27 protein-coding genes and 1 pseudogene are annotated in these 24,063 nt (G+C 54.0%); 20 read left to right on the top strand and 8 right to left on the bottom strand.

Features of this window, described 5'->3' with window-relative positions; translation table 11 throughout:
* Positions 1 to 20: 20 nt before the first annotated feature.
* Entirely contained in the window at positions 21 to 1,415 is a 1,395-nt protein-coding gene (locus QE396_RS02715; RefSeq protein WP_047366320.1) for a hypothetical protein, read from the bottom strand.
* A gap of 203 nt (positions 1,416 to 1,618) precedes the next feature.
* Positions 1,619 to 2,455, bottom strand: a complete 837-nt coding sequence (locus QE396_RS02710) for a flagellin (protein WP_020883343.1) — start codon at positions 2,453 to 2,455, stop codon at positions 1,619 to 1,621.
* A gap of 365 nt (positions 2,456 to 2,820) precedes the next feature.
* Here QE396_RS02710 and fliD point away from each other — a divergent pair, with 365 nt between their 5' ends.
* The 4 genes from fliD (at position 2,821) to amyA (ending at position 6,577) form a co-directional block, all read left to right on the top strand.
* Positions 2,821 to 4,239, top strand: coding sequence for a flagellar filament capping protein FliD (gene fliD / locus QE396_RS02705; protein WP_044856850.1), 1,419 nt, complete (start codon positions 2,821 to 2,823; stop codon positions 4,237 to 4,239).
* 13 nt (positions 4,240 to 4,252) lie between these two features.
* Entirely contained in the window at positions 4,253 to 4,657 is a 405-nt protein-coding gene (gene fliS / locus QE396_RS02700; RefSeq protein ID WP_014170724.1) for a flagellar export chaperone FliS, read from the top strand.
* Positions 4,658 to 4,662: 5 nt separating this feature from the next.
* Complete coding sequence (gene fliT / locus QE396_RS02695; protein ID WP_014170725.1) at positions 4,663 to 5,025, top strand: flagella biosynthesis regulatory protein FliT; 363 nt, start codon at positions 4,663 to 4,665, stop codon at positions 5,023 to 5,025.
* Between the two features lie 64 nt (positions 5,026 to 5,089).
* The gene (gene amyA, locus QE396_RS02690; RefSeq protein ID WP_041162750.1) at positions 5,090 to 6,577 is read left to right on the top strand and encodes an alpha-amylase; all 1,488 of its coding nucleotides are present in this window, start codon (positions 5,090 to 5,092) and stop codon (positions 6,575 to 6,577) included.
* Positions 6,578 to 6,641: 64 nt separating this feature from the next.
* Here the strand turns inward: amyA and yedD are convergent, their stop codons facing one another.
* Together yedD and fliE are read right to left on the bottom strand one after the other, a co-directional pair.
* Positions 6,642 to 7,055 (bottom strand): lipoprotein YedD, encoded by a 414-nt coding sequence (gene yedD / locus QE396_RS02685; protein WP_020883340.1) that lies wholly within the window; start codon positions 7,053 to 7,055, stop codon positions 6,642 to 6,644.
* Positions 7,056 to 7,129: 74 nt separating this feature from the next.
* Complete coding sequence (fliE, locus tag QE396_RS02680; protein ID WP_014170728.1) at positions 7,130 to 7,441, bottom strand: flagellar hook-basal body complex protein FliE; 312 nt, start codon at positions 7,439 to 7,441, stop codon at positions 7,130 to 7,132.
* A gap of 228 nt (positions 7,442 to 7,669) precedes the next feature.
* Here fliE and fliF point away from each other — a divergent pair, with 228 nt between their 5' ends.
* The 14 genes and pseudogenes from fliF (at position 7,670) to rcsA (ending at position 19,210) form a co-directional block, all read left to right on the top strand.
* Positions 7,670 to 9,349 (top strand): flagellar basal-body MS-ring/collar protein FliF, encoded by a 1,680-nt coding sequence (gene fliF, locus QE396_RS02675; RefSeq protein WP_025203806.1) that lies wholly within the window; start codon positions 7,670 to 7,672, stop codon positions 9,347 to 9,349.
* Positions 9,342 to 10,340 (top strand): flagellar motor switch protein FliG, encoded by a 999-nt coding sequence (gene fliG / locus QE396_RS02670; protein ID WP_014170730.1) that lies wholly within the window; start codon positions 9,342 to 9,344, stop codon positions 10,338 to 10,340. Before fliF ends, fliG begins: the two co-directional genes overlap by 8 nt.
* Positions 10,333 to 11,040, top strand: a complete 708-nt coding sequence (fliH, locus tag QE396_RS02665; protein WP_020883339.1) for a flagellar assembly protein FliH — start codon at positions 10,333 to 10,335, stop codon at positions 11,038 to 11,040. Before fliG ends, fliH begins: the two co-directional genes overlap by 8 nt.
* A complete protein-coding gene (gene fliI, locus QE396_RS02660) occupies positions 11,040 to 12,410 on the top strand; it encodes a flagellar protein export ATPase FliI (RefSeq protein ID WP_020883338.1) in 1,371 nt (456 codons plus the stop codon). Before fliH ends, fliI begins: the two co-directional genes overlap by 1 nt.
* Positions 12,411 to 12,431: 21 nt before the next feature.
* The gene (gene fliJ, locus QE396_RS02655; protein ID WP_014170734.1) at positions 12,432 to 12,875 is read left to right on the top strand and encodes a flagellar export protein FliJ; all 444 of its coding nucleotides are present in this window, start codon (positions 12,432 to 12,434) and stop codon (positions 12,873 to 12,875) included.
* Positions 12,872 to 14,110 carry a flagellar hook length control protein FliK gene (gene fliK / locus QE396_RS02650; RefSeq protein WP_020883337.1) on the top strand — a complete coding sequence of 413 codons (1,239 nt, stop codon included), beginning with the start codon at positions 12,872 to 12,874 and terminating at the stop codon, positions 14,108 to 14,110. The genes fliJ and fliK overlap by 4 nt, the downstream gene beginning before the upstream one ends.
* A 106-nt stretch (positions 14,111 to 14,216) precedes the next feature.
* Entirely contained in the window at positions 14,217 to 14,687 is a 471-nt protein-coding gene (fliL, locus tag QE396_RS02645; RefSeq protein WP_020883336.1) for a flagellar basal body-associated protein FliL, read from the top strand.
* A 4-nt stretch (positions 14,688 to 14,691) separates the two neighbouring features.
* Positions 14,692 to 15,696 carry a flagellar motor switch protein FliM gene (gene fliM / locus QE396_RS02640; protein WP_014170737.1) on the top strand — a complete coding sequence of 335 codons (1,005 nt, stop codon included), beginning with the start codon at positions 14,692 to 14,694 and terminating at the stop codon, positions 15,694 to 15,696.
* Complete coding sequence (fliN, locus tag QE396_RS02635; protein ID WP_014170738.1) at positions 15,693 to 16,106, top strand: flagellar motor switch protein FliN; 414 nt, start codon at positions 15,693 to 15,695, stop codon at positions 16,104 to 16,106. Before fliM ends, fliN begins: the two co-directional genes overlap by 4 nt.
* Positions 16,107 to 16,108: 2 nt before the next feature.
* Positions 16,109 to 16,483 carry a flagellar biosynthetic protein FliO gene (fliO, locus tag QE396_RS02630; protein WP_020883335.1) on the top strand — a complete coding sequence of 125 codons (375 nt, stop codon included), beginning with the start codon at positions 16,109 to 16,111 and terminating at the stop codon, positions 16,481 to 16,483.
* Positions 16,483 to 17,220, top strand: coding sequence for a flagellar type III secretion system pore protein FliP (fliP, locus tag QE396_RS02625; RefSeq protein ID WP_008500316.1), 738 nt, complete (start codon positions 16,483 to 16,485; stop codon positions 17,218 to 17,220). Before fliO ends, fliP begins: the two co-directional genes overlap by 1 nt.
* Positions 17,221 to 17,229: 9 nt before the next feature.
* Positions 17,230 to 17,499, top strand: a complete 270-nt coding sequence (fliQ, locus tag QE396_RS02620; RefSeq protein ID WP_008500315.1) for a flagellar biosynthesis protein FliQ — start codon at positions 17,230 to 17,232, stop codon at positions 17,497 to 17,499.
* A 7-nt stretch (positions 17,500 to 17,506) separates the two neighbouring features.
* A pseudogene (gene fliR, locus QE396_RS02615) lies at positions 17,507 to 18,308 on the top strand (flagellar biosynthetic protein FliR).
* 278 nt (positions 18,309 to 18,586) lie between these two features.
* Positions 18,587 to 19,210, top strand: a complete 624-nt coding sequence (gene rcsA, locus QE396_RS02610) for a transcriptional regulator RcsA (protein ID WP_008500313.1) — start codon at positions 18,587 to 18,589, stop codon at positions 19,208 to 19,210.
* A gap of 104 nt (positions 19,211 to 19,314) precedes the next feature.
* Here the strand turns inward: rcsA and dsrB are convergent, their stop codons facing one another.
* Positions 19,315 to 19,503 (bottom strand): protein DsrB, encoded by a 189-nt coding sequence (dsrB, locus tag QE396_RS02605; protein WP_020883333.1) that lies wholly within the window; start codon positions 19,501 to 19,503, stop codon positions 19,315 to 19,317.
* 129 nt (positions 19,504 to 19,632) lie between these two features.
* On the opposite strand from dsrB, the gene yodD reads away from it, so the two are divergent.
* Positions 19,633 to 19,860, top strand: coding sequence for a YodD family peroxide/acid resistance protein (gene yodD / locus QE396_RS02600; RefSeq protein WP_008500310.1), 228 nt, complete (start codon positions 19,633 to 19,635; stop codon positions 19,858 to 19,860).
* Positions 19,861 to 20,162: 302 nt separating this feature from the next.
* Positions 20,163 to 20,963, top strand: a complete 801-nt coding sequence (locus tag QE396_RS02595; protein WP_020883332.1) for a mannosyl-3-phosphoglycerate phosphatase-related protein — start codon at positions 20,163 to 20,165, stop codon at positions 20,961 to 20,963.
* Here the strand turns inward: QE396_RS02595 and dgcQ are convergent.
* From dgcQ to QE396_RS02580, 3 genes are all read right to left on the bottom strand, one after another.
* Positions 20,948 to 22,648 carry a cellulose biosynthesis regulator diguanylate cyclase DgcQ gene (gene dgcQ / locus QE396_RS02590; protein WP_025203799.1) on the bottom strand — a complete coding sequence of 567 codons (1,701 nt, stop codon included), beginning with the start codon at positions 22,646 to 22,648 and terminating at the stop codon, positions 20,948 to 20,950. The two genes, QE396_RS02595 and dgcQ, sit on opposite strands and share 16 nt — an antisense overlap.
* Before the next feature lie 73 nt (positions 22,649 to 22,721).
* Positions 22,722 to 22,904, bottom strand: coding sequence for a YodC family protein (locus tag QE396_RS02585; protein WP_014170745.1), 183 nt, complete (start codon positions 22,902 to 22,904; stop codon positions 22,722 to 22,724).
* A gap of 78 nt (positions 22,905 to 22,982) precedes the next feature.
* Positions 22,983 to 23,894 (bottom strand): DUF808 domain-containing protein, encoded by a 912-nt coding sequence (locus tag QE396_RS02580; protein ID WP_020883330.1) that lies wholly within the window; start codon positions 23,892 to 23,894, stop codon positions 22,983 to 22,985.
* Between the last annotated feature and the right edge of the window lie 169 nt (positions 23,895 to 24,063).

The raw sequence follows: 24,063 nt of genomic DNA, 5'->3' as shown, positions 1-24,063 counted from the left end.
ACGGTCACAGGGCAAATGCTTCAGTGTTGATACGTGCGAATAAGCGACGATTTATATTCCTGGTATGGGCCTGCTGTGTTCCTTGCCACCCAACAGAACGCCTCCTCACCCGACTGGCTATCGAGTATTCCGCTACGCTCGGCACGCGCGATCGCCAGACGGTCTTCTGGCGAAAGCGTGTCCAGACAGGAAAAGAGTGCGACTTGCTCCAGACCAGGCGCATGATTGCCGCTGGCGAGGTTGGTATGGATGAACGGCACAACGCGGTCGAAATATCGTTGCGCTACGCCGCCGGGTTTTGCGTAAATAAAACCGGCAAAAACCTCTTCCCAGAAAGGTGAGGATTCGGTTTGCAGGAGCAACAGCGCCGTTTCTGGCTCACACCACGGCTTACGCACCAGCACATTAGGGTTAATGGCAATAATGGGAGTGTTAAACGCCTGCAGTGCGTGGTGCAGGAAAACGATGCGACGTGCAGCACGGACTACCGACATGTCCTCATTACGGGTTATTTGCTCATGGCTTGCAGAGAGGTTGAGCTCAGGTAGCTGTTCGCGAAGGGTCATCAGGCTATGTTTAACATCATCATTGCCGTTAATTAGATGCACGTGCACATCAAGGACGTCGCGATTGGTCTCATAGAGTGAATAGAGCATCGGCACAGCGTGCTCGAAATAATCCTCGCTGTCGCACGTGACTAGCACCGTTGTTTTGGCAGCTGTGCTTTTTGCGATCCAGTAATCGTAGGATTGATTTTCCACCGCGTGCTCGCTCACGTGAAGCGATCGAAAATCGATGTACGAATCGGGTATCCCCCCCAGCCTGTAGATGCCGCAGGTAATCATCAACAGGGCCATAGGATCTTCACCGATTAATGCAGCGTCTGCCGTCAGAGCCTGGATAACAACCATCGCCTGGTTGAAATCATTTTCCATTAAACAGATCAACAGCAGGATTTTCAGCACAGGTGCCGAATTGCTAACCAGCGAAAGGTTGTTGTTAATTAAAAATAACGCTGAGCTGATTTCATTGACGCGGAACAGGAGCTGAATGGCGGCGACAAGATAGTGAATGTTGTCATCGGCTTTTAACGCCGACACAATATATTCTGTCAGTTGGGTACTCATCTCGGCAGAAAGAGTCTGTTTTTCGCCAATGACGGACTCATCCAGTGCGGTGTTTGCCAGCACGATGGCACATAGCATGTCTTTTAAAGCCGTATCCTTTTCAGCATCCAGCCCCGTTTCGGCCACACGAATCATGGGTTCGAGCGCAGTGAAATTAGTGCTTTTAAAACTGAAAATTTCGGCCGTGATGTTGGCGGGCATAACATCGGCTTCTGGCAGATCAATGAATCGGGTAAACACATTCCGATAAAACTGACGCATAGCCCGGCTACGTGCGAATTCACTCATCTTATAACTCTTCGGTAAACTGTCGTCAGACGACCGGAAAAGGAGATTTTAGGCAGAGTAACACTGTGTTTCGGGGGGTGATGGCGGGAAAACGCTGCTAAATGCAGCCTTATTTTACAGATTACGATCCGGTGATTTTACGGAAAAATAGTGAAAAAAAAGGCTGCTGTTTCCAGCAACCTTTTTTAAAGATAGTGCGTCTATTAACGCAGCAGGGACAGCATCGCCTGTGGAACCTGGTTTGCCTGAGACAGCACGGAAGTACCAGCCTGCTGCAGGATCTGCGCGCGGGACATGTTAGATACTTCAGTTGCGTAGTCAGCATCCTGGATACGAGACTGAGCAGCAGACAGGTTAGTGATAGAGTTGTTCAGGTTGTTAATGGTAGATTCGAAACGGTTCTGAATCGCACCCATGTTAGAACGAGCGGTATCAATTTTAGAGATAGCGTTGTCAGCTGCAGTGATGAACGCTTTAGCAGTGCTGTTATCGGTGATAGTACCGGTCAGGCCAGTGTCGAGGCTGGTAGCTTTAGCATCAATCAGTGCGCCAGTGGTGATAGCGATGCTATCAGTTGCACCAGTACCTGCGCCAACCTGGATGTTCAGAGAAGCAGTCTGGCTACCGTCCAGCAGTTTTTTGCCGTTGAAGTTAGCAGCGCCAGCGATACGGTCGATTTCACCCAGACGCTGAGTAATTTCAGTGCTGATTGAGGTGTAGTCAGTGGTACCGTTAGTATCGTTCGCAGCCTGAACAGCCAGCTCACGGATACGCTGTAAGTTGGAGTTGATCTCGTTCAGGTTACCTTCAGCGGTCTGAACCAGAGAGATACCGTCGTTGGCGTTACGAGCAGCCTGAGTCATCCCTTTAATCTGAGAGTTCATACGGTTTGCAATCGCCTGACCCGCAGCATCATCTTTAGAGCTGTTGATACGCAGACCAGAAGACAGACGCTCAATAGCGGTGCCCAGAGAAGACTGAGATTTGTTCAGGTTGTTCTGAGTGGTCAGGGACAACAGGTTAGTATTGATAACTGACATAATTTTAATTCCTTCAAAAATGGTTTCTAGGGTCGGTGCCTAACACTCACGGCGTCTCTCACCGTCAACAAGGTTATCGACGCTCGAACAGCAGACTTTAGAAAATATCGAAGAAAATATTTAATTCTTTGTTTTATAAGAATTTATTTTACGCTAAAGCGGCTACAGAGTGCATGATGAATAAAAGATTAACGCAAAAAATCACCGTCTTATTCTCTTCGGTATATTTCTTCGTCATGCACCCTGTTGATTTAAAACGCGTCATTTAGGTCGCTTATTCAGCGATATATTTTTTAAGCTTGCCGTAAACTTTTCGTCGAACGGGCCGATAAACGACTGAAACATCCATTAAGAAGGAACACTACATGGCGACTATCAGTAATCTCGGGGTGGGCATGCCCGGCCTGTCAGATCTGTACGATAAGCTGCAGGCAGCAGAAGAAACAAAATTGACGGCTATTGCCAAGCAAAAAACCACCTACGACGCGCAGATTACCGGTTACGGCAAATTACAAAGCGCCCTGACGAATCTGCAAACCGCAGCTGCTAAGCTCGCAAAAACAGATACGTGGAACTCAACCTCCATTAGCAGCACCAATACTGCATTTTCGGCTATCAGCACCTCCGGCGCTAACGTTGGTGATGTGACAGTCAACGTCAGCAAGATTGCTAAAGGCCAGGTGCTGACGACCACGCCAGGTACTATCGACAGCAATACTAAGCAGTTAGGTGGCACCACGGGCACCAACAGCCGAACCATTACCATTACCCAGGCAGGCGCTGACAGTAAACCACTGACGGTAACCCTGGCCGATGGCGATACCTCCCTGAATGGGATCGCTAAAGCCATTAATGCTGCCAACGGCGGTGTCTCGGCAAGTGTGGTGAAAGCGGATGATGGCGACTATCGTCTGATGCTGACCTCCAAAACCACCGGTACCGATTCTGATATGACGGTAACCGTGACCGGCGACGATACGCTGAAAGGCATCATTGGCAGTGGCGCACTTACCGAACAGGTAAAATCACAAAATGCCGTCGTTAACGTCAACGGTATCCAGATTGTCCGCCAGACCAATACCATCACTGACGCCATTCCAGGGGTAACATTAACCCTGAAAGCACAGAGCACAGCCGATGAAACCCTGACCGTAACCCGCTCTACAGACGATAACAAAAAAGCCATTACAGAATGGGTAACTGCCTATAACTCTCTGCAGTCCACCATTGCCTCATTGACGAAATATGAGCCACCTGCGGTGGGTGCAACCGCCCAGTCTTCGAATAACGGCGTACTGATGGGTGACAGTACTATCCGCGGAGTACAATCCGATCTGCGTGCTTTATTGACCAATGTGCAGAGCGGTTCCTATGCCATTATGGCCCAACTTGGCATCACACAGGACCCGGTCAAAGGCGCGGACGGCGCGGTTGGCAACCTGAAAATTGATGATAAGAAATTAACCAAGATCCTCACGGATGACCCGGCTGGCGTGCAGGCCTATTTTGTCGGGGATGGTAAAACCACCGGTTTCGCCACCCAGATGAACAATACGCTGACTGACATGCTGAGCACCTCTGTAGGTAAAGAAGGCGTCATTCAGAATGCGAAGGACGGTATTAACGCCACGCTCAAATCCATCGGTAAACGTTATGACGCGATGGAGTTGACGATTGAAGCCACGATGGCGCGCTATAAAAAGCAATTTAACGATTTAGATAAGCTGGTCACTAAATTCAATGGTACGGCCACTTATTTGACCCAACAGTTCAGCAGTAAGTAAGAAAGGAAACGATATGTATAGCAAATCTGGTGTACAAGCCTATCAGCAGGTAGGTCTTGAATCTGCTGTCTTGAGTGCCAGCCCGCACCAGTTGGTTGTCATGTTGTTCGACGGTATCCATAGCGCGCTTATCCGGGCGCGCCTTTTCCTTGAGCAGGGGGACATCCCGGCAAAAGGAGAGGCCCTGTCTAAGGCCATTAATATTATCGAAAATGGCCTTAAGGCTGGGTTAAATATGGATGTGGGAGGAGAACTCCCCCGCAACCTTTCTGCGCTTTACGACTATATGGTACGCCGTTTGTTACATGCCAATCTGCGCAATGACATCGAAGCTATTACCGAAGTCGAGGCTCTGCTGCTCAATATTTCCGACGCCTGGAAGCAAATCGGCCCGGGTTATACTCCCAAGCAGGATTAACTTTAATGAACGACTCCAGCTTATCCCTTAAAAAGTGGCATGCTCTTTATGCGCTTAGCAATACAATGCTGAGCCTTGCTCAATCCGGGAAATGGGATGAGCTCATCGAACAGGAGGTTGCATACGTTTCGCTGGTTGAAGAGATCAGTACGACTCCTTTTCCGCCCGACAGCAAACACATCCAGGATCAGGCGATGGTGATACTGAATCAGGTGCTGCAGAATGAGCTCCTCCTCAAGGATTTGTTGCAGGAAAGAATGAGTGAGTTGAGCGGTCTTATTGCCCAAACCAACAAGCAAAAAAACGTTAACGTTACCTACGGGAAGTTGTCAGGCAACATATTATTTCCCGGAGAGATGAATCATTAATTCACATTAGCGATTCTTGATCCATACTCCAGAAGTCTGCCAAACGGCTTCTGGAGCACGGACGATGAAAAACCCCACCCTGTTACAATGTTTTCACTGGTATTACCCTGCGGGCGGTGAATTGTGGCGAGAGGTCACGGCGTTAGCCCCCAATCTTAACGAAATCGGCATCAATATGATCTGGTTGCCGCCAGCCTGTAAAGGCGCATCCGGCGGGTACTCGGTCGGATACGACACTTACGATCTCTTCGACCTCGGTGAGTTTGACCAGAAAGGCAGCGTCGCCACCAAGTACGGTGATAAAGCTCAGCTGCTGGAGGCCATCGACGCACTCAAAAGTAATGAGATCGCCGTCCTCCTTGACGTGGTGGTTAACCACAAAATGGGCGCAGACGAGAAAGAACCCGTCCGCGTTCAGCGCGTCAACGAACAGGATCGCACGCAGATCGACGATGAGATCATTGAGTGTGAAGCCTGGACACGCTACACCTTCCCTGCCCGTGCCGGGCAATATTCGCAGTTTATCTGGGATTACAAATGCTTCAGCGGCGTCGACCATATTGAAAACCCCGATGAAGACGGCATTTTTAAAATCGTCAACGACTACACCGGTGAAGGCTGGAACGACCAGGTTGATGATGAGATGGGTAATTTTGATTACCTGATGGGCGAAAACATTGATTTTCGCAACCATGCCGTCACCGAGGAAATCAAGTACTGGGCCCGCTGGGTCATGGAACAAACTGGCTGTGACGGTTTTCGTCTGGACGCCGTCAAACACATTCCCGCCTGGTTTTATAAGGAGTGGATTGAGCACGTTCAGGAAGTCGCAACGCAACCGTTGTTTATCGTGGCGGAATACTGGTCCCACGAAGTGGATAAACTGCAGGCCTATATTGACCAGGTCGATGGCAAGACGATGCTGTTCGATGCCCCCCTGCAGATGAAATTCCACGAAGCATCGCGCCAGGGTCGGGAATACGACATGAGCCAAATCTTTACCGGCACCCTGGTCGAAGCCGATCCGTTCCATGCGGTAACTCTGGTTGCCAACCATGACACTCAGCCTTTGCAGGCGCTGGAAGCGCCGGTTGAAGCGTGGTTTAAACCGCTGGCCTATGCCCTGATCCTGCTGCGTGAAAACGGAGTGCCCAGCGTCTTTTATCCGGATTTATTCGGTGCCAGCTATGACGATACGGGCGGTGACGGCGAAACCTACCATATTGATATGCCGGTCATCGAGCAGCTTCACGAGCTGATCCTCGCCCGCCAGCGTTTTGCCCACGGCGTGCAGACGCTGTTCTTCGATCACCCAAACTGTATCGCCTTCAGCCGCAGCGGCACCGAAGACGATCCTGGCTGTGTGGTGGTGATGTCGAATGGCGATGACGGCGAGAAAGTGATTTGTCTGGGTGAAAACTACGGCAACAAAACGTGGCGTGATTTTCTCGGCAATCGCGAAGAAACGGTCATTACCGCGGCGGATGGCGAAGGCACCTTTACCTGCAAAGGTGGAAGCGTCAGCGTGTGGGTGATTGAGGATGCGTTGTAGTTGTAAAAGCATCTGACGTGAATTGAATGCCGGGTCAGGCGAAGCTGCCACCCGGCAACATGCACTACGGAAGTTTACTCTCCAGCGGATTTTTGCTCAGATAATCTGCGCACTCTACCGTCGGGCGATCGACCTTCTGTAGCTCCATACCATCATACTCAAGAACAGAGCCATCGCGCTCCAGCGGATAAATATCCAGCTTGCGGGTGACGTTATAATAACTGTCTGAACGCAGCATGATTTTACCCGGTACAGCGATCACGCGCTGCCACTGACGGCAGTCCAGCGTATCGCCCTCCTCCGTCACCACCAGCGTGGCAATCGCCTCTGGGCTCACCATTTTGCTCTGCGGCCCTTTTGACTGCCAGTACCCTGCCAGATGCGCCGGGACGGGGTGTTTGATCACTTCCTGATAGTTATCCACCTGAACGCACCCGGTCAGTGCCAGCAGCGCGCCAGCAATTGCTATTTTTTTCATCATCTTTCCTGCATTCGAAGAAAAAAATATTGTGGCATTAAAGCGCTTGGGCTGCCAGCGAAGATCGACGGGTCTTAAACCTGCATCCCCATCACTTCCTGATAAGCAGACACAAGCTTGTTACGCACCTGAATCCCCATCTGCAGGGAAACCGAGGCTTTTTGCAAATCGGTCATCACATCATTCAGTGCCACGCCCGGCTCGCCGAGGGTGAACTTCTCCGCCTGAGTACGTGCGGCGGTCTGGGTATCGCTGATACGGTCAAGCGCGGCGTGCAGTTGTCCTGCAAAACTGATGCTCGGTTGTTCTGCCACATTCTGATTACGGGCCGTCATCGCCGTTGCCTGCAACTGACTGATCACCCCTTCAATACCCTGTATAGCCATGACTCTCCCCTGAATGGTTTTTTACGGGGTCAAGACTAACAGCTTGTCAATAAGATAATGGCGGTAAATAGCGTGAAAAAACCAGGTTATTTGACGCATAGAAAATCCTGAATCATCAAATAATGGCAGGGCCATCAATATGGAACTTTTGTCGTGTTTGCCGACCCGGGAGTCAGTTTTGTTTCTCTACACGAATAACGTAAACCACCAGGATTTAAGAGGTGCGCAATGAGTGCAACAGCATCGACAGCGCCACAAAATAAATCACTCGAGTGGATGAACCGCCTTCGCGCGAATCCTAAAATCCCGTTGATCGTGGCAGGCGCTGCCGCAATTGCGATCCTTGTAGCGATGGTCTTGTGGGCGAAAAGCCCTGATTACCGCACGCTTTACAGTAACCTTTCCGATCAGGATGGCGGTGCCATCGTCACCCAGCTTACCCAGATGAACATCCCTTATCGCTTTGCGGATAACGGCGGTGCGCTGGAGGTACCGGCTGATAAGGTGCACGAACTTCGTCTGCGCCTGGCGCAACAGGGACTGCCAAAGGGCGGTGCGGTAGGTTTTGAACTGCTGGATCAGGAAAAATTCGGTATCAGCCAGTTCAGCGAGCAGGTGAACTACCAGCGTGCGCTGGAAGGTGAGCTGGCCCGTACGATTGAAACATTGGGTCCGGTGAAGAGTGCCCGTGTGCACCTGGCCATGCCTAAACCCTCCCTGTTTGTCCGCGAGCAGAAATCCCCGTCGGCCTCCGTCACCGTTAACCTCCAGCCTGGCCGTGCAATGGATGAAGGACAAATCAGCGCGGTGACCCATCTGGTCTCCAGCGCCGTTGCCGGTCTCCCGCCGGGTAACGTGACGCTGGTTGATCAAAGTGGTCATCTGCTGACCCAGTCCAATACCGCAGGCCGCGATCTGAATGACGCGCAGCTGAAATATGCCGCGGACGTGGAAAGCCGCGTGCAGCGTCGCATCGAAGCCATCCTTGGCCCGGTCGTGGGTAACAGCAACGTGCATGCACAGGTTACCGCGCAGATTGACTTCTCTAATAAAGAACAGACCGAAGAGCAATACAGCCCGAATGGCAACCCGGCTCAGGCGGTAATGCGCTCTCGTCAGGTCAATGAAAACGAACAGGTTGGCGGCGCATACCCCGGCGGTGTGCCGGGTGCATTGTCTAACCAGCCAGCACCGGCTAACGCGGCGCCAATCTCAACGCCACCGGCTAATCAGCAGAACGGTCAGCAAACGAATCAGCAGACCACATCAACAGCCAGCACCGCCGGTCCGCGTACCAGCAGTCGTAACGAAACCACCAACTACGAAGTGGACCGTACTATCCGCCACACCAAACTGAATGTGGGCGATGTACAGCGTCTGTCGGTTGCGGTGGTGGTGAACTACAAAACGCTGGCGGATGGCAAACCGTTGCCGTTGACCGCCGAGCAGATGAAACAGATTGAAGACCTGACCCGTGAAGCGATGGGTTACTCCGAGAAGCGCGGCGACACGCTCAACGTGGTGAACTCACCGTTCAACTCGGTTGAAGAGTCAGGTGGCGAACTGCCGTTCTGGCAACAGCAGGCGTTTATCGATCAACTGCTGTCCGCAGGTCGCTGGCTGCTGGTTCTGATTGTCGCGTGGCTGCTGTGGCGTAAGGGCATTCGTCCTCAGCTCCAGCGTCGTGCTGAAGCTGAAAAAGCGGCGCGCGAACAGGTCAGTACCCGTCAGGAAGTGGAAGATGCGGTTGAAGTTCGCCTCAGCAAAGACGAACAGATGCAGCAACGCCGTGCAAACCAGCGTATGGGCGCCGAGGTCATGAGCCAGCGCATTCGCGAAATGTCAGATAACGATCCGCGCGTCGTGGCGCTGGTCATCCGCCAGTGGATGGGTAACGAACATGAGTAACACGCTTTCAGGCACCGATAAAAGCGTCATCCTGCTGATGACCATTGGCGAAGACCGTGCGGCCGAGGTGTTCAAACACCTCTCCCAGCGCGAAGTACAGATTCTCAGTGCGGCGATGGCAAACGTACGCCAGATCTCTAACAAACAGCTGACGGAAGTGCTGTCTGAATTTGAGCAGGAAGCCGAACAGTTTGCCGCGCTCAACGTCAACGCCAACGACTATCTGCGCTCCGTGCTGGTCAAGGCGCTGGGCGAAGAGCGTGCTGCCAGCCTGCTGGAAGACATTCTGGAAACGCGCGATACCGCCAGCGGTATCGAGACGCTCAACTTTATGGAGCCGCAGAGTGCCGCCGACCTTATCCGCGACGAGCACCCGCAGATTATCGCCACCATTCTTGTCCACCTCAAACGTGGCCAGGCGGCCGATATTCTGGCGTTGTTCGAAGAGCGCCTGCGTCACGATGTGATGCTGCGTATCGCGACCTTCGGTGGTGTCCAGCCAGCCGCGCTGGCGGAGCTGACCGAAGTGCTGAACAACCTGCTCGATGGCCAGAACCTCAAGCGCAGCAAAATGGGCGGCGTGAGAACGGCGGCAGAGATCATCAACCTGATGAAAACGCAGCAGGAAGAGGCGGTCATTACCGCCGTTCGCGAATTCGACGGCGAGCTGGCACAGAAAATTATCGACGAGATGTTCCTGTTCGAAAACCTGGTCGAAGTGGACGATCGCAGCATCCAGCGTCTCCTCCAGGAAGTGGACTCCGAGTCGCTGCTTATCGCCCTCAAAGGTGCCGAGCAGCCACTGCGCGAGAAGTTCCTGCGCAACATGTCTCAGCGTGCGGCAGATATCCTGCGCGACGACCTTGCCAACCGTGGCCCGGTCCGTCTGTCTCAGGTGGAAAACGAACAGAAAGCCATCCTGCTTATCGTTCGTCGTCTGGCGGAAACCGGCGAGATGGTGATTGGCAGCGGAGACGACACCTATGTCTAATGAACTGCCGTGGAAGCGCTGGACGCCCGACGATCTGGCGCCTCCCCTGTCAGAATTCACACCCGCCGTGCTGTCGCCCGAAGAGGACGACCCGGATGTCGAGCAGCCTGAGCTGAGCGAAGAAGAGCAGCGCGCGCAGATGCTGGCCCAGCTGCAGATGCAGGCCCATGAGCAGGGCTACACGGCTGGCCTGAACGAAGGACGCCAGAAAGGCCACGATCAGGGGTATCAGGAAGGTCTGGCCAAAGGGTTAGAACACGGCATTGAACAGGCGCGCCAGCAACAGGCTCCGCTTCACGCCCGTATGCAGCAGCTGGTCAGCGAGTTTCAGCACACGCTGGATGCGCTGGACAGCGTCATTGCCTCAAGGCTGATGCAGATGGCGCTGGAAGCCGCCCGTCAGGTGATCGGCCACGCGCCGGCGGTGGACAACACCGCGCTGATTAAACAAATTCAGGGCCTGCTTCAGCAGGAGCCGCTGTTCAGTGGGAAACCGCAGCTGCGCGTGCATCCGGACGACCTCCAGCGCGTGGAAGAGAGTCTGGGCGCGACGCTGAGCCTGCACGGCTGGCGTCTGCGCGGCGACCCGTCGCTGCATCACGGAGGCTGCAAGGTCTCTGCCGATGAAGGCGACCTGGATGCCAGCGTTGCGACCCGCTGGCAGGAACTGTGCCGCCTGGCAGCACCGGGAGTTGTCTGATGACTGCACGCCTCACCCGCTGGCTCAACACGCTCGATAATTTTGAAGCGAAGATGACGCAGCTGCCGTCCGTTCGCCGTTACGGACGACTCACGCGGGCCACCGGCCTGGTGCTGGAAGCCACTGGCCTGCAGCTTCCGCTGGGAGCCACCTGCGTGATTGAGCGTCAGGATGGACGAGAGACGCGTGAAGTTGAGAGCGAAGTCGTCGGCTTTAACGGCCAGCGTCTGTTCCTGATGCCCCTTGAAGAAGTTGAAGGCATTCTGCCCGGTGCACGCGTGTATGCGAAAAACATCAGCGGCGATGGACTGCAAAGCGGGAAACAGCTCCCGCTTGGCCCTGCCCTGCTTGGCCGCGTACTGGACGGAAGCGGTAAACCGCTGGACGGCCTGCCCTCGCCGGACACCACCGAAACCGGCGCGCTGATCACCCAGCCGTTTAACCCCCTTCAGCGTACCGCCATCGAACATGTCCTCGACACCGGCGTGCGCCCGATTAACGCCCTGCTGACCGTAGGCCGCGGGCAGCGTATGGGCCTGTTTGCCGGCTCAGGGGTGGGCAAATCCGTCCTGCTTGGCATGATGGCACGCTACACCCAGGCCGATGTTATCGTCGTGGGTCTGATCGGTGAACGTGGTCGCGAAGTAAAAGATTTTATTGAAAACATTCTCGGTGCAGAAGGCCGTGCCCGCTCGGTGGTCATCGCCGCACCGGCGGATGTCTCACCGTTACTGCGTATGCAGGGTGCTGCGTATGCCACCCGTATCGCGGAAGATTTCCGTGACCGCGGCCAGCACGTGCTGCTGATTATGGACTCCCTGACCCGCTATGCGATGGCGCAGCGTGAAATCGCTCTCGCCATCGGAGAACCTCCGGCGACCAAAGGTTATCCGCCTTCGGTCTTTGCCAAGCTCCCGGCGCTGGTCGAACGTGCAGGAAACGGCATCAGCGGCGGCGGCTCAATCACCGCTTTTTATACAGTTCTGACCGAAGGCGATGACCAGCAGGACCCGATCGCCGACTCCGCGCGTGCGATCCTCGACGGTCATATTGTGTTATCGCGCCGTCTGGCCGAAGCCGGCCACTACCCGGCAATTGATATCGAAGCATCAATCAGCCGTGCAATGACGGCATTGATCACAGAGAAGCACTACGCCCGCGTGCGTAACTTCAAACAACTCCTCTCCAGCTTCCAGCGCAACCGCGATCTGGTGAGCGTGGGGGCGTATGCCAAAGGCAGCGACCCGATGCTCGACAAAGCGATTAGCCTGTGGCCGCAGTTGGAGGCGTTTTTGCAACAAGGTATTTTTGAACGCGCCGACTGGGAAGACTCACTCCAGGCACTGGAGCTGATTTTCCCGCAGGTGTAACACAGGTGGAGGGCGAAGGTCATGGCGCAAAACAGCGCGTTATCAACGCTGAAAGATCTGGCTGAGAAAGAAGTTGATGATGCCGCATTGCAGCTTGGCGCAATGCGACGCGGGTGCCAGCAGGCTGAAGAGCAGTTGAAGATGTTAATCGACTATCAGCATGAATATCGCACCAACCTCAATACCGATATGACACAGGGCATTGGAAGCCAGCGCTGGATTAACTATCAGCAGTTTATTCAGACGCTGGAAAAGGCGATAGAACAGCATCGCCAGCAGCTTAACCAGTGGACCCAGAAAGTCGACACCGCGCTGAATTTCTGGCGCGAGAAAAAGCAGCGACTGCAGGCCTGGCAGACCTTACAGGACCGACAGATCGCGGCAACGACCCTGGCGGAAAACCGTCTGGATCAGAAGAAAATGGATGAGTTTGCCCAGCGCGCATCAATGAGGAAACCGGAATGATCACATTGCAACAACTGCTGATGACCGACAGCGACCTGTCGGGCGGCATGCAAACAGGGAAAGGCACCGACGGTGCACAAGACTTTCTTTCTCTGCTGGCAGGCGCCCTGACGGACGCAACAGGCCAGGGCAACGATGCGCCGCTGACGCTGGCTGACCTGAAAGCAGCCGGCAGTAAGCTGTCAAAAGTTGCTCAGGAAGCCGGGGGAGAGAACACCCTGCAGGCCAAAATAGCCAACCTGCTCTCGCGTCAGCCAGCCCTGACAGGCGATGAACCGACAGCAGCCACCCCGCTGGAAACCCTCGTTTCCGGGCTGGTGCCGGTTTCAAAAGGTGATGCCCTGAAGACCCTGAGCGCGGTGAAAACGCAGGATGACAGCAAAAGCGAGCTGAGCGAAGAAGAGCTGGCAGGGTTGAGCGCGCTGATGGCGATGCTGCCCCACCAGCAGACGGCAACGCCGGTGGCCTCTGGCGCGACAGGTATTGGCGTGACGGCGAAATCAACGCTGAACGCTGCCGCGCTTTCGCAAAATGGTGCAGGTCAACAGTCCATGAGCACCCTGCTGGCGGGCCATGAAAAAGCGCAACAAGCGTCGACTTATCAGGCGCAGGCGCAAAACGCCGATCCGTCTCAACCGGTCAACGCCCCGGCGACCCCGATCGTGGCCGCCGCCGCTGAGAAGCAGGATCTCGCCAGTTCACCCTCTTCAACAGCCCCGACCGCAACGCTTGCGCCCGTCATTTCCAGCAACGTCACCAGCCACACTGCCGCAACCGTTGCCACGGCACCGGTATTGAGCCAGCCGCTGGGAACCCAGGAGTGGCAGCAATCCCTGAGTCAGCACATTACGTTGTTCACGAAACAGGGCCAGCAGACCGCAGAGTTGCGTCTGCATCCGGAAGATCTGGGCCAGGTCCAGATTACCCTGAAACTGGATGATAACCAGGCACAGCTGCAAATGGTGTCGGCGCACAGCCACGTGCGTGCGGCCCTGGAAGCTGCACTGCCTGTCCTGCGCACGTCGCTTGCTGAGAGTGGCATTCAGCTCGCGCAAAGCAGTGTCAGCAGCGAGAGCTTTGCCGGACAGCAGCAGTCCTCCTCTCAACAGCAGCAACAGGCTTCACGTTCCGGTAATACCGGCGGTTTTAATGAGGAGAGCGATGAGTTACTGCCTGCCCCTGCCGCCCTGCAATCCGCGGCGCGTGGCAACAGTGCCGTAGACATCTTTGCCTAAACGCCAGAGGTAGCGTGATTATCCCCGTCTTTTCCACGCTTTGACGACAGCAGGACACGGGATAATCACCTTATTAAGCTGTACCGAAACAGGAAGCTCGTATCAGATGACTGACTCCGCGATCACCAAAAAAAGCAAGCGTTCCATCTGGATCCCGCTGCTGGTGTTAATCACGCTCGCCGCCTGCGCTACCGCGGGCTATAGTTACTGGCGTATGCAGCAGGAACCTTCTACCGCTGCGGCCAAAGCCGAACCGCCTCCTCCGCCGGCACCGGTATTCTTCCCACTGGATACCTTCACCGTGAATCTGGGTGATGCGGATCGTGTGCTGTATGTGGGTATTACGTTACGCCTGAAAGATGAAGCCACGCGTGCGCGCCTGAATGATTATCTTCCTGAAGTGCGTAGCCGTCTGCTGCTGCTGTTCTCTCGTCAGGACGCCTCAACGCTTGCTACCGATGACGGTAAGCAAAAGCTGGTCGACGCCATTAAACAGACGCTGGCGACCCCGCTGGTAAACGGTCAACCCAAGCAGGAAGTCACTGACGTTCTGTATACAGCCTTCATACTGCGGTAACGACATGGGCGACAGTATTCTTTCTCAGGCAGAAATCGACGCGCTTCTTAACGGCGACAGCGATAAGAACGATGATCCGCAACCGGGTATTGGCGGCGATAGCGATATTCGTCCTTATGATCCCAATACCCAGCGCCGCGTAGTACGTGAACGTCTGCAGGCGCTGGAGATCATTAACGAACGCTTTGCACGTCAGTTCCGTATGGGGCTGTTTAACCTGCTGCGTCGTAGCCCGGATATCACGGTCGGTGCGATCCGCATCCAGCCGTATCATGAGTTTGCCCGCAACCTGCCGGTGCCAACGAACCTTAACCTGATCCACCTGAAACCGCTGCGCGGCACAGGTCTGGTGGTGTTTTCGCCAAGCCTGGTGTTCATTGCGGTGGATAACCTGTTTGGTGGCGACGGGCGTTTCCCAACCAAAGTGGAAGGGCGTGAATTTACCCACACCGAGCAGCGCGTCATCAACCGCATGCTGAAGCTGGCGCTGGAATCTTACAGCGACGCGTGGAAAGCGATTAACCCGCTGGAAGTGGAGTACGTACGTTCTGAGATGCAGGTGAAATTTACCAATATCACCACCTCCCCGAACGATATCGTCGTGAATACCCCGTTCCATGTGGAGATCGGTAACCTGACCGGTGAGTTCAACATCTGCCTGCCGTTCAGCATGATCGAACCGCTGCGTGAACTGCTGGTCAACCCGCCGCTGGAGAACTCACGCAACGAAGATCAGAACTGGCGTGAAAACCTGGTGCGTCAGGTTCAGCATTCTCAGCTTGAGCTGGTGGCGAGCTTCGCGGATATCCCGCTGCGCTTATCCCAGATCCTGAAATTACAACCCGGCGATGTTTTGCCGATAGAAAAACCCGACCGCATTATTGCCCATGTGGATGGTGTCCCCGTGCTGACAAGTCAGTACGGCACAATTAACGGTCAGTATGCGTTACGCGTTGAGCACTTGATCAACCCGATATTGAATTCGCTGAATGAGGAACAGCCCAAATGAGTGACATGAACAATCCGTCCGATGAAAACAGCGGAGCACTGGACGATCTGTGGGCTGACGCGTTAAACGAGCAAAAAACGACTCCGGCCAAAAGTGCAGCGGATGCTGTGTTCCAGCAGCTCGGCGGCGGCGATGTCAGCGGTACGCTGCAGGATATTGATCTGATTATGGATATCCCGGTTAAGCTGACCGTGGAACTGGGCCGCACCCGCATGACCATTAAAGAGCTGCTGCGTCTGACGCAGGGTTCCGTGGTGGCCCTTGACGGTCTCGCCGGCGAACCGCTGGATATTCTGATCAACGGTTATCTCATTGCCCAGGGTGAAGTCGTGGTGGTTGCCGATAAATACGGCGTGCGCATCACCGACATTATTACGCCATCTGAACGTATGCGTCGTCTGAGCCGTTAAGCATGAAAACCCAGGCAACAATATCACAGCCCTCTGCCATTCCCGGCTCTCCGCTGCTCCAGGTGAGTGGCGCGTTGCTCGGTATTATTGCCTTTATTCTTATCGCCGCATGGCTGGCGAAGCGCTTCGGCCTGGCGGGTAAAACCGCCGGCACCCGCGGTCTGAAGGTCAGCGCCAGCACGACACTGGGGCCACGCGAGCGCGTGGTCGTTGTCGATGTGGAAGATGCACGGCTGGTGCTGGGCGTGACTGCCTCCAGCATCAACGTCTTGCATAAACTGCCGCCAGCCCCGGCAACGGGTGACGAGCGCGCAGAAGTCCCTGCGGATTTTCAGTCCGTCATGAAGAGTTTGCTTAAGCGTTCCGGGAGATCCTGATGCGCCGTTTGTTATCCCTTACGCTTGCGGGCGTCGGCCTGTTTGCCCCTGCGGTTTATGCACAACTGCCCGGTCTGGTCTCAACCCCTCTTGCAGGCGGCGGGCAAAGCTGGTCTCTGCCGGTGCAGACGCTGGTTTTCATCACCTCGCTGACGTTTATTCCGGCGATCCTGCTGATGATGACCAGCTTCACCCGAATCATCATCGTCTTTGGTCTGCTGCGCAATGCGCTGGGCACCCCGTCCGCGCCGCCTAACCAGGTACTGCTGGGTCTGGCGCTGTTTTTAACCTTTTTCATTATGTCGCCGGTTATCGACAAGATTTATACCGACGCATACCAGCCGTTTAGCGAAGATAAAATCTCCATGCAGGAGGCGCTCGATAAAGGGGCTCAGCCGCTGCGGGAGTTTATGCTCCGCCAGACCCGGGAAGCGGACCTGGCACTCTTCGCCCGCCTGTCCAATACCGGCGAGCTTCAGGGACCGGAAGCCGTTCCGATGCGTATTCTGCTGCCTGCGTATGTCACCAGTGAGCTGAAAACGGCCTTTCAGATTGGCTTTACCATCTTTATTCCGTTCCTGATTATCGATCTGGTGATCGCCAGCGTTCTGATGGCGCTCGGGATGATGATGGTCCCCCCGGCCACCATTGCCCTGCCCTTTAAGATCATGCTCTTTGTCCTGGTCGATGGCTGGCAACTGCTGGTCAGTTCGCTGGCGCAGAGTTTCTACAGTTAAGGAGCCGTAATGACGCCAGAATCGGTCATGATGATGGGCACGGAAGCGATGAAAATCGCGATAGCCGTTGCCGCGCCGTTACTGCTTGTCGCGCTGGTGACCGGTCTGATTATCAGTATCCTGCAGGCCGCCACGCAGATTAACGAAATGACGCTGTCATTTATCCCAAAAATCATCGCCGTGTTCGTGGCGATTATCGTTGCCGGGCCGTGGATGCTGAACCTGTTGCTGGACTATATGCGCAACCTGTTTACCAATCTGCCGTACATCATCGGCTGACCCGACGATGCTGCACTTCACCAGTGACCAGTGGGTTCAATGGCTTGGCGTCTATTTCTGGCCGATGCTGCGTATCCTGGCGCTGATTACAACGGCCCCCATTCTCAGTGAGAAAACGATACCCAAGCGCGTCAAAGTGGGGCTGGGCATTATCATCACCATTATCGTCGCCCCTTCTCTCCCGCCCGTGGATATTCCGATCTTCTCGGCGAAAGCGGTGTGGGTTGCACTGCAACAGGTGATGATTGGCGTGGCCGTAGGCTTTACCATGCAGCTTGCCTTCGCGGCCGTGCGGACCGCCGGCGAACTGATTGGCCTGCAAATGGGTTTATCATTCGCCACGTTTGTGGATCCCGGCAGCCACCTCAACATGCCGGTGCTGGCGCGCATTATCGATCTGCTCGCCATGCTGCTGTTCCTGTCGTTCAACGGCCATCTGTGGCTCATCTCCATGCTGGTGGATACTTTCCATACGCTGCCGATTGGGGAAAACCCGGTGAACAGCAACGCGTTTCTGGCGCTTACGCGTGCGGCCGGGCTTGTTTTCCTGAACGGCCTGATGCTGGCGCTGCCGATCATTACCCTGCTGCTGACCGTGAACCTCGCCTTAGGCTTACTCAACCGAATGGCACCGCAGCTCTCGGTGTTCGTCATTGGTTTTCCGCTGACGCTGACGGTCGGTATTTTATTAATGTCATTACTGATGCCCCTTATCGCCCCCTTCTGTGAGCACTTATTCGGCGAGATATTCAATCTGTTAGCAGATATTGTCAGTGAGCTACCGCGTAAATAATAGCCCTCACAGTTGATATTGTCTTTCTGAGGATATTCCTAAAATAAAACGTGAAAAACATCTTCCAGGATATATCTGACGCGGTTTAATTGTTTCTAACCACCTCACAATACTTAATATTTACTTTACTTTAAGAAGATTCCTGGCAAATTATACGTAACTTTACGGGATAGTGAGTCCGCCTGAAAGTCTTTGTCATGCTCACAGGTTTATTAATTTTTTCCATCCCGTATGGCTGTTATGAGCTCTCAGGCAGATGGTGAATTATCGTTACGCATTGAGTGAGGGTATGCCATGTCAACGATCATTATGGATTTATGCAGCTATACCCGGCTAGGGTTAACCGGGTACCTGGCAAGCAGAGGGGTAAGAAAGAGAGACATCAACGATGCACACACCGTTGACGAACTCGCAGCCGCTTGTGACGAACTTAAACCAGGCGTGGTGTTTATTAATGAGGACTGTTTCATTCACGATCCAGCCAACAGTCAGCACATTAAGCAAATCATTAATCAGCATCCAAAAACCCTGTTTATTGTTTTTATGGCGATCGCGAATATCCATTTCGATGAGTATTTGTTGGTTCGTAAAAATTTATTGATCAGTTCTAAATCGATTAAACCAGAGTCGCTGGATGACATTCTGGGTGATTATTTGAATAAAGAAGTTAAAAATGTAGGAGCGGTTAACTTACCCACCCTATCATTAAGCAGGACTGAATCAAGCATGCTGCGAATGTGGATGGCAGGGCAAGGGACTATTCAGATCTCAGACCAGATGAATATTAAAGCCAAAACCGTTTCGTCACATAAAGGAAATATTAAAAGGAAAATTAAAACGCATAATAAGCAAGTGATCTATCACGTGGTACGCCTCACCGATAATGTGACGAACGGGATTTTCGTCAACATGCGTTAGTCGCTAAAAAAACCCTTTGCACCCTACCTTTGATCTCTGGCCTGGCCAGAGATTTTTGCTTCTGTGGACAGTGTCGGGCACGCCAGTCGCCACCCGACGCCATGCTATTGCGCTTTCTCTACAAAGATGCCATCCGGGTGTCCCAGTTCGTTAAAAAACCAGATGCCGAGCGGGTAGTCTTCAAGTGATACCAGGTACATCGTGCCTTCACTAAACTCTTCAATTGCCAGGACCACACCCGGGCGGCGCGGCCCACCGTCCGTTTTAACGGTTACCCGATCGTTGACCTTCATACGTTCCTCCTCTGGTTTTGAGCCAGTGTAGAACAAAACGCCTTAACTGGCATCGCTGCCCGGTGTGAATGGCGTTTTTGTGCGCAGTCTATACTTAGGGTTGGAGACGGCAAAATGAGGTACCCCGTAATGAAGACCGACAAAGAGTACAGCGACACCATCAAACGCGAGGTTGAGGTGGATGTCGATGCCCTGCTGGCCGCCATCAATGAGATCAGTGAGTCAGAAGTCCGTCGTTCAGACGACAATTCAGACAGGGTCATTGTGAATGGAAGGGATTATCACACCTACCGTGAACTGGCGGAGGCCTTCGAGCTTGATATCCACGATTTTAGCGTGTCTGAAGCAAATCGTTAGGACGAAAAAAATCCCGGTCATGGGGATGGCCGGGATCAAAACTTGCTTATGCAAGAAGCACTTGAAAATTCGTTACACCAGGAAATCTGATGTACACAAAACACTATCCTCAACCATTTTGTATGACAAGCATATATTCTCATGGCGAATATAATATTTGGTACATAATAAATTTAGTTATGAGGGACAACATGCGCTGCATGCGGGTTTGGCAGGAGAGATACCCTTTTGCCTGACTTAAGCATTAGGAATTTTTTTAGGAATATTCTTAGGTGGCAGTTTGTCAGTTATCAGGAGTCGTTATGCCTTCACTGCAGGATAGCCTGCTGATCTTTTCCGATCTCGACGGCTCGTTACTCGATATTCATACGTACGAGTGGCAACCGGCCATGCCCTGGCTGGACACCCTCCAGGATAATCAGGTGCCGGTTATTCTCTGCAGCAGCAAGACCGCGGCAGAAATGCTGGATATCCAGCAGGATCTGGGTCTGGAGGGGTTACCCTTCATAGCTGAGAATGGCGCGGTGATTCAACCCGACGTGCGCTGGGAGACAGGTCAACGCCACATCAGGGGGATGACACACCGCGACATTCGCCCGCTGATCGACCAGATTCGCCAGCAGCGGGGCTTTAAATTCACCACCTTTGATGACGTCGACGAACGGGTTATCAGCGAGTGGACGGGGCTGACGCGCTATCGTTCGACCCTCGCGCGCCGACACGAAGCCTCCGTCACGCTCATCTGGCGCGACAGCGATGAAAAAATGGCGCAATTTGACGAGGCGCTGGCGCAGTGTGGCCTGAAATGCCTGCAGGGAGCCCGCTTCTGGCATGTTCTGGATGCTCGCTGCGGTAAAGACGTTGCGGTTGACTGGCTGATTGAGCAGTACCGTGAGCGGGAAGGCATCGTACCGGTCACCCTGGGGCTCGGCGATGGTCCAAATGATGCCCCGCTGCTGGACAGCGTAGACTACGCCGTGGTGATTAAGGGCATTAACCGGCAGGGCATCACGTTACGTGACGATAACCCCGCCCGGGTGTACCACACGCAACAGCCCGGCCCCGCGGGCTGGCAGGAGGGGCTGGATCACTTCTTATCCTGATCGTGCCAGAACACCCGGTTGCGCCCGCACTGCTTGGCCTGATACAACCGGGCATCCGCCACTGACTGCAGCTGTTCGAAATCGTAATTGTCCTTTTCCTGGGCGCTACTTACCCCCAGTGAAGCACTGATACGCACGGTGGTGCTCTTTTTCACCAGGATCTCTTTACTGTTGATGCGTGAGCGAATGCGTTCCGCAATCCCCCTCGCCTCTTCAAGCCCGCTGCCGGGCAGTACCACGCAGAACTCTTCCCCACCCACGCGTCCGGCAACATCATTCTTGCGCAGTGCGCTGCCAATCAGGCCCGCGGCATGGGAAAGCACTTTGTCCCCGGCCTGATGGCCAAAGCGATCGTTAATGCTTTTAAAATGGTCGAGATCGATTTGAATCACCGAGAACGGCAGCGACTGCTGCCGACATTTTTCCGACAGCATTTTGGCACGCTCAAACAGGGCACCACGGTTATTCAGGCGGGTGAGCGGATCGTGCCAGGCCTGCCACTGCAAAGAGTGCTGAAGCGTATACATATTGCTGACCATCCGACGGATAACCAGCCACGAGATAAGAAGCATGGCGGTGAAGAGTGCCCAGAGCAGCGCGAGCACGATACTGATACTGCCGAAGTCCCCCTTAACGCCTTCATGAAGGGTATGAACGCGTAAAATCACACCATCGAAGTGATCGAGCCGCTCCCAGCTGATAAAGCGGCTTCCGAGGCGGATCCCCCCGCCGGTATCGTTCTCGATTGCGTGTGCTATCTGCGCCGTTTCGCGTTCGTCAAACCGGTTCACCAGGCTGCCGGCCTCTTCTGACGTGGCAATCATATTCAGCCGGGTGTCGTACAGCTGATATTCCCCCTCTGTACGCTCTTGCGTTGCCTCTTCCAGCAGATGTTTCATGGTCTTCAATGAGAAATCCATCGCCACAACGCCATACCAGTAATGGTCAAAATAGATCGGCACGCTGGCCGTGATCATCCGTTCACCACCGGTCCAGGGCGACGGGCTGGAGATAAACCAGCGCACCGCACGAGCGCGATTGTTACGTTCAGACTGCTGGGTAAACCACGGCTGGGTAACCAGATAGTAATAGCGCTGGCTAATATCACTCGTCTGTTCAGGCGTGTCCGTCGCAAGGTAAAACCCGGCGCGAGACGCATAGATAACCCGCTCTTCACTTTGCCCCACCGAGGACGCCAGTCGGAGTAAATACCCCACTTCGAGGGCGGCAGAAATTTCATTGCTGATACGCTCAGGGTCACGATTCAACAGCGTGGTTTTTTCGACGAACGCATCCGACACGCCGTTAATGGGGAGAGTGCGTTTTTTATCAACGGCGAGCTGCCAGCTGGGGCGCGTGCGAAAGGCGTTAAAGCGTGAAATCGCTTCATACAGGACATCAAAGGCCAGCGGCGTCTGGATGGCATCACGCATGCTTTTGCGGAAAAAAAGCATTTTATCCACGCTGTACTGTAACTGCCGGTCCAGCGAAGTGGCTACCGTTTCCAGATGATTACGCTGGCTGGAGATATACGCATCTTCCAGAACCACCACCTCTCGCCAGGTCAGGAGCGTGGAAAATATCAGTACGATGAGAAAACAGAGATTAACAATCAACCCCGGATTGCTACGCATATGCAGCCATTGCAGAAAAGATCGTCTTACAACAAAGGTCTCGCGCTGCACACACACTCCCTGATTACTGCCCGACGCCGGATACGGAAGGTAAAAACGCCCGGCAAAGCCGGGCGTTATGTCATTAAGCCTTGTCTCGCTTGCGCTGCCCGTCTCCCGGCTGAAGCTCATCTTCACGGAACGCTTCCCGCTTGATGCTATAACCGTCGTGCCACCGGCATTCCACCATACCGCTGGAATACCCGGTGACTATCATACGTGGGCCGCCCTTCTTAGGCTTAACTTCATCACTGACCAAAAAGACCATACCTGCCTCCTGTATCAGGGTGAAACGTTTTCAATTTAGACGAGGAATGATCTTTTTGCACCCCGCAACAGGTAACAATTAGTGCGACGTTCCGCGGATTTTTTCGACCAGTTTTACGGCCCCAACCACGATAATGCCAATGATAAAGCCCAGCACAAGATTAAGCAGCGTGGGCAGAATTGCCGCCACTATGCTGCCCTGCGCCGAGGCGAAATGTTCAATAGCATGGTGCAGCGGCGCGATACCGTGAACCACAATACCGCCTCCGACAAGGAACATCGCCAGCGTACCAACCACTGACAGGCTCTTCATCAGCCAGGGCGCGGTCACCAGCAGGCTTTTACCGATACCTTTGGCGATAGCGCTCGATTTTTCTTCCAGCCAGTAGCCGATATCATCCAGCTTAACGATAAGCCCCACCAGCCCGTACACCCCCACCGTGACCAGAATGGCGATCCCGGAGAGGATCAGGACCTGGTTCAGAAGCGGTGCTTCAGAGACAATACCTAACGTAATGGCCACGATCTCCGCCGACAGAATAAAGTCGGTACGAATGGCACCTTTCACCTTATCACGCTCGAAAGTTTTAGGATCCTGCGCGGCCAGCGCCTCAAGACGCTGCTGGCGCATTTCCGGCGTGTCGCTGTTCTTACGTGCGGCGAACGAGTGCAGGATCTTCTCAGCGCCTTCGAAGCATAAAAATGCGCCGCCAATCATCAGCAACGGCGTGATCGCCCATGGGATAAACGCGCTGATCAGCAGCGCAAGCGGCACCAGGATCACCTTATTCAGGAATGAGCCTTTCGCTACGCCCCATACCACCGGTAATTCACGGTTGGCCCGAACGCCGCTCACCTGCTGGGCGTTGAGCGATAAATCGTCTCCCAGAACCCCGGCGGTTTTCTTCGCCGCCAGTTTTCCCATCACCGAAATGTCATCCAGTAAGGTGGCAATATCATCCAGTAATGTTAATAAGCTACTTCCTGCCAAAATCTCATTCCTTCTTTTTTTGGTAATTAAGTGAATAGTATGGAGCAAAAGTGTAAACCCGGAAACAGGCACCTCGCGTCAACAAAAAATTCACATCAACTACACAATTAAAGCGCTCGCCAGGCCGATAGTTTTGGCGTTTACTGTCAGCGACCTTTTCATTTTGTCG

Source organism: Enterobacter sp. SORGH_AS_0287, assembly GCF_031453695.1.
Lineage (GTDB): Bacteria > Pseudomonadota > Gammaproteobacteria > Enterobacterales > Enterobacteriaceae > Enterobacter > Enterobacter ludwigii.
This window is presented reverse-complemented; position numbering and strand designations above follow the sequence as displayed.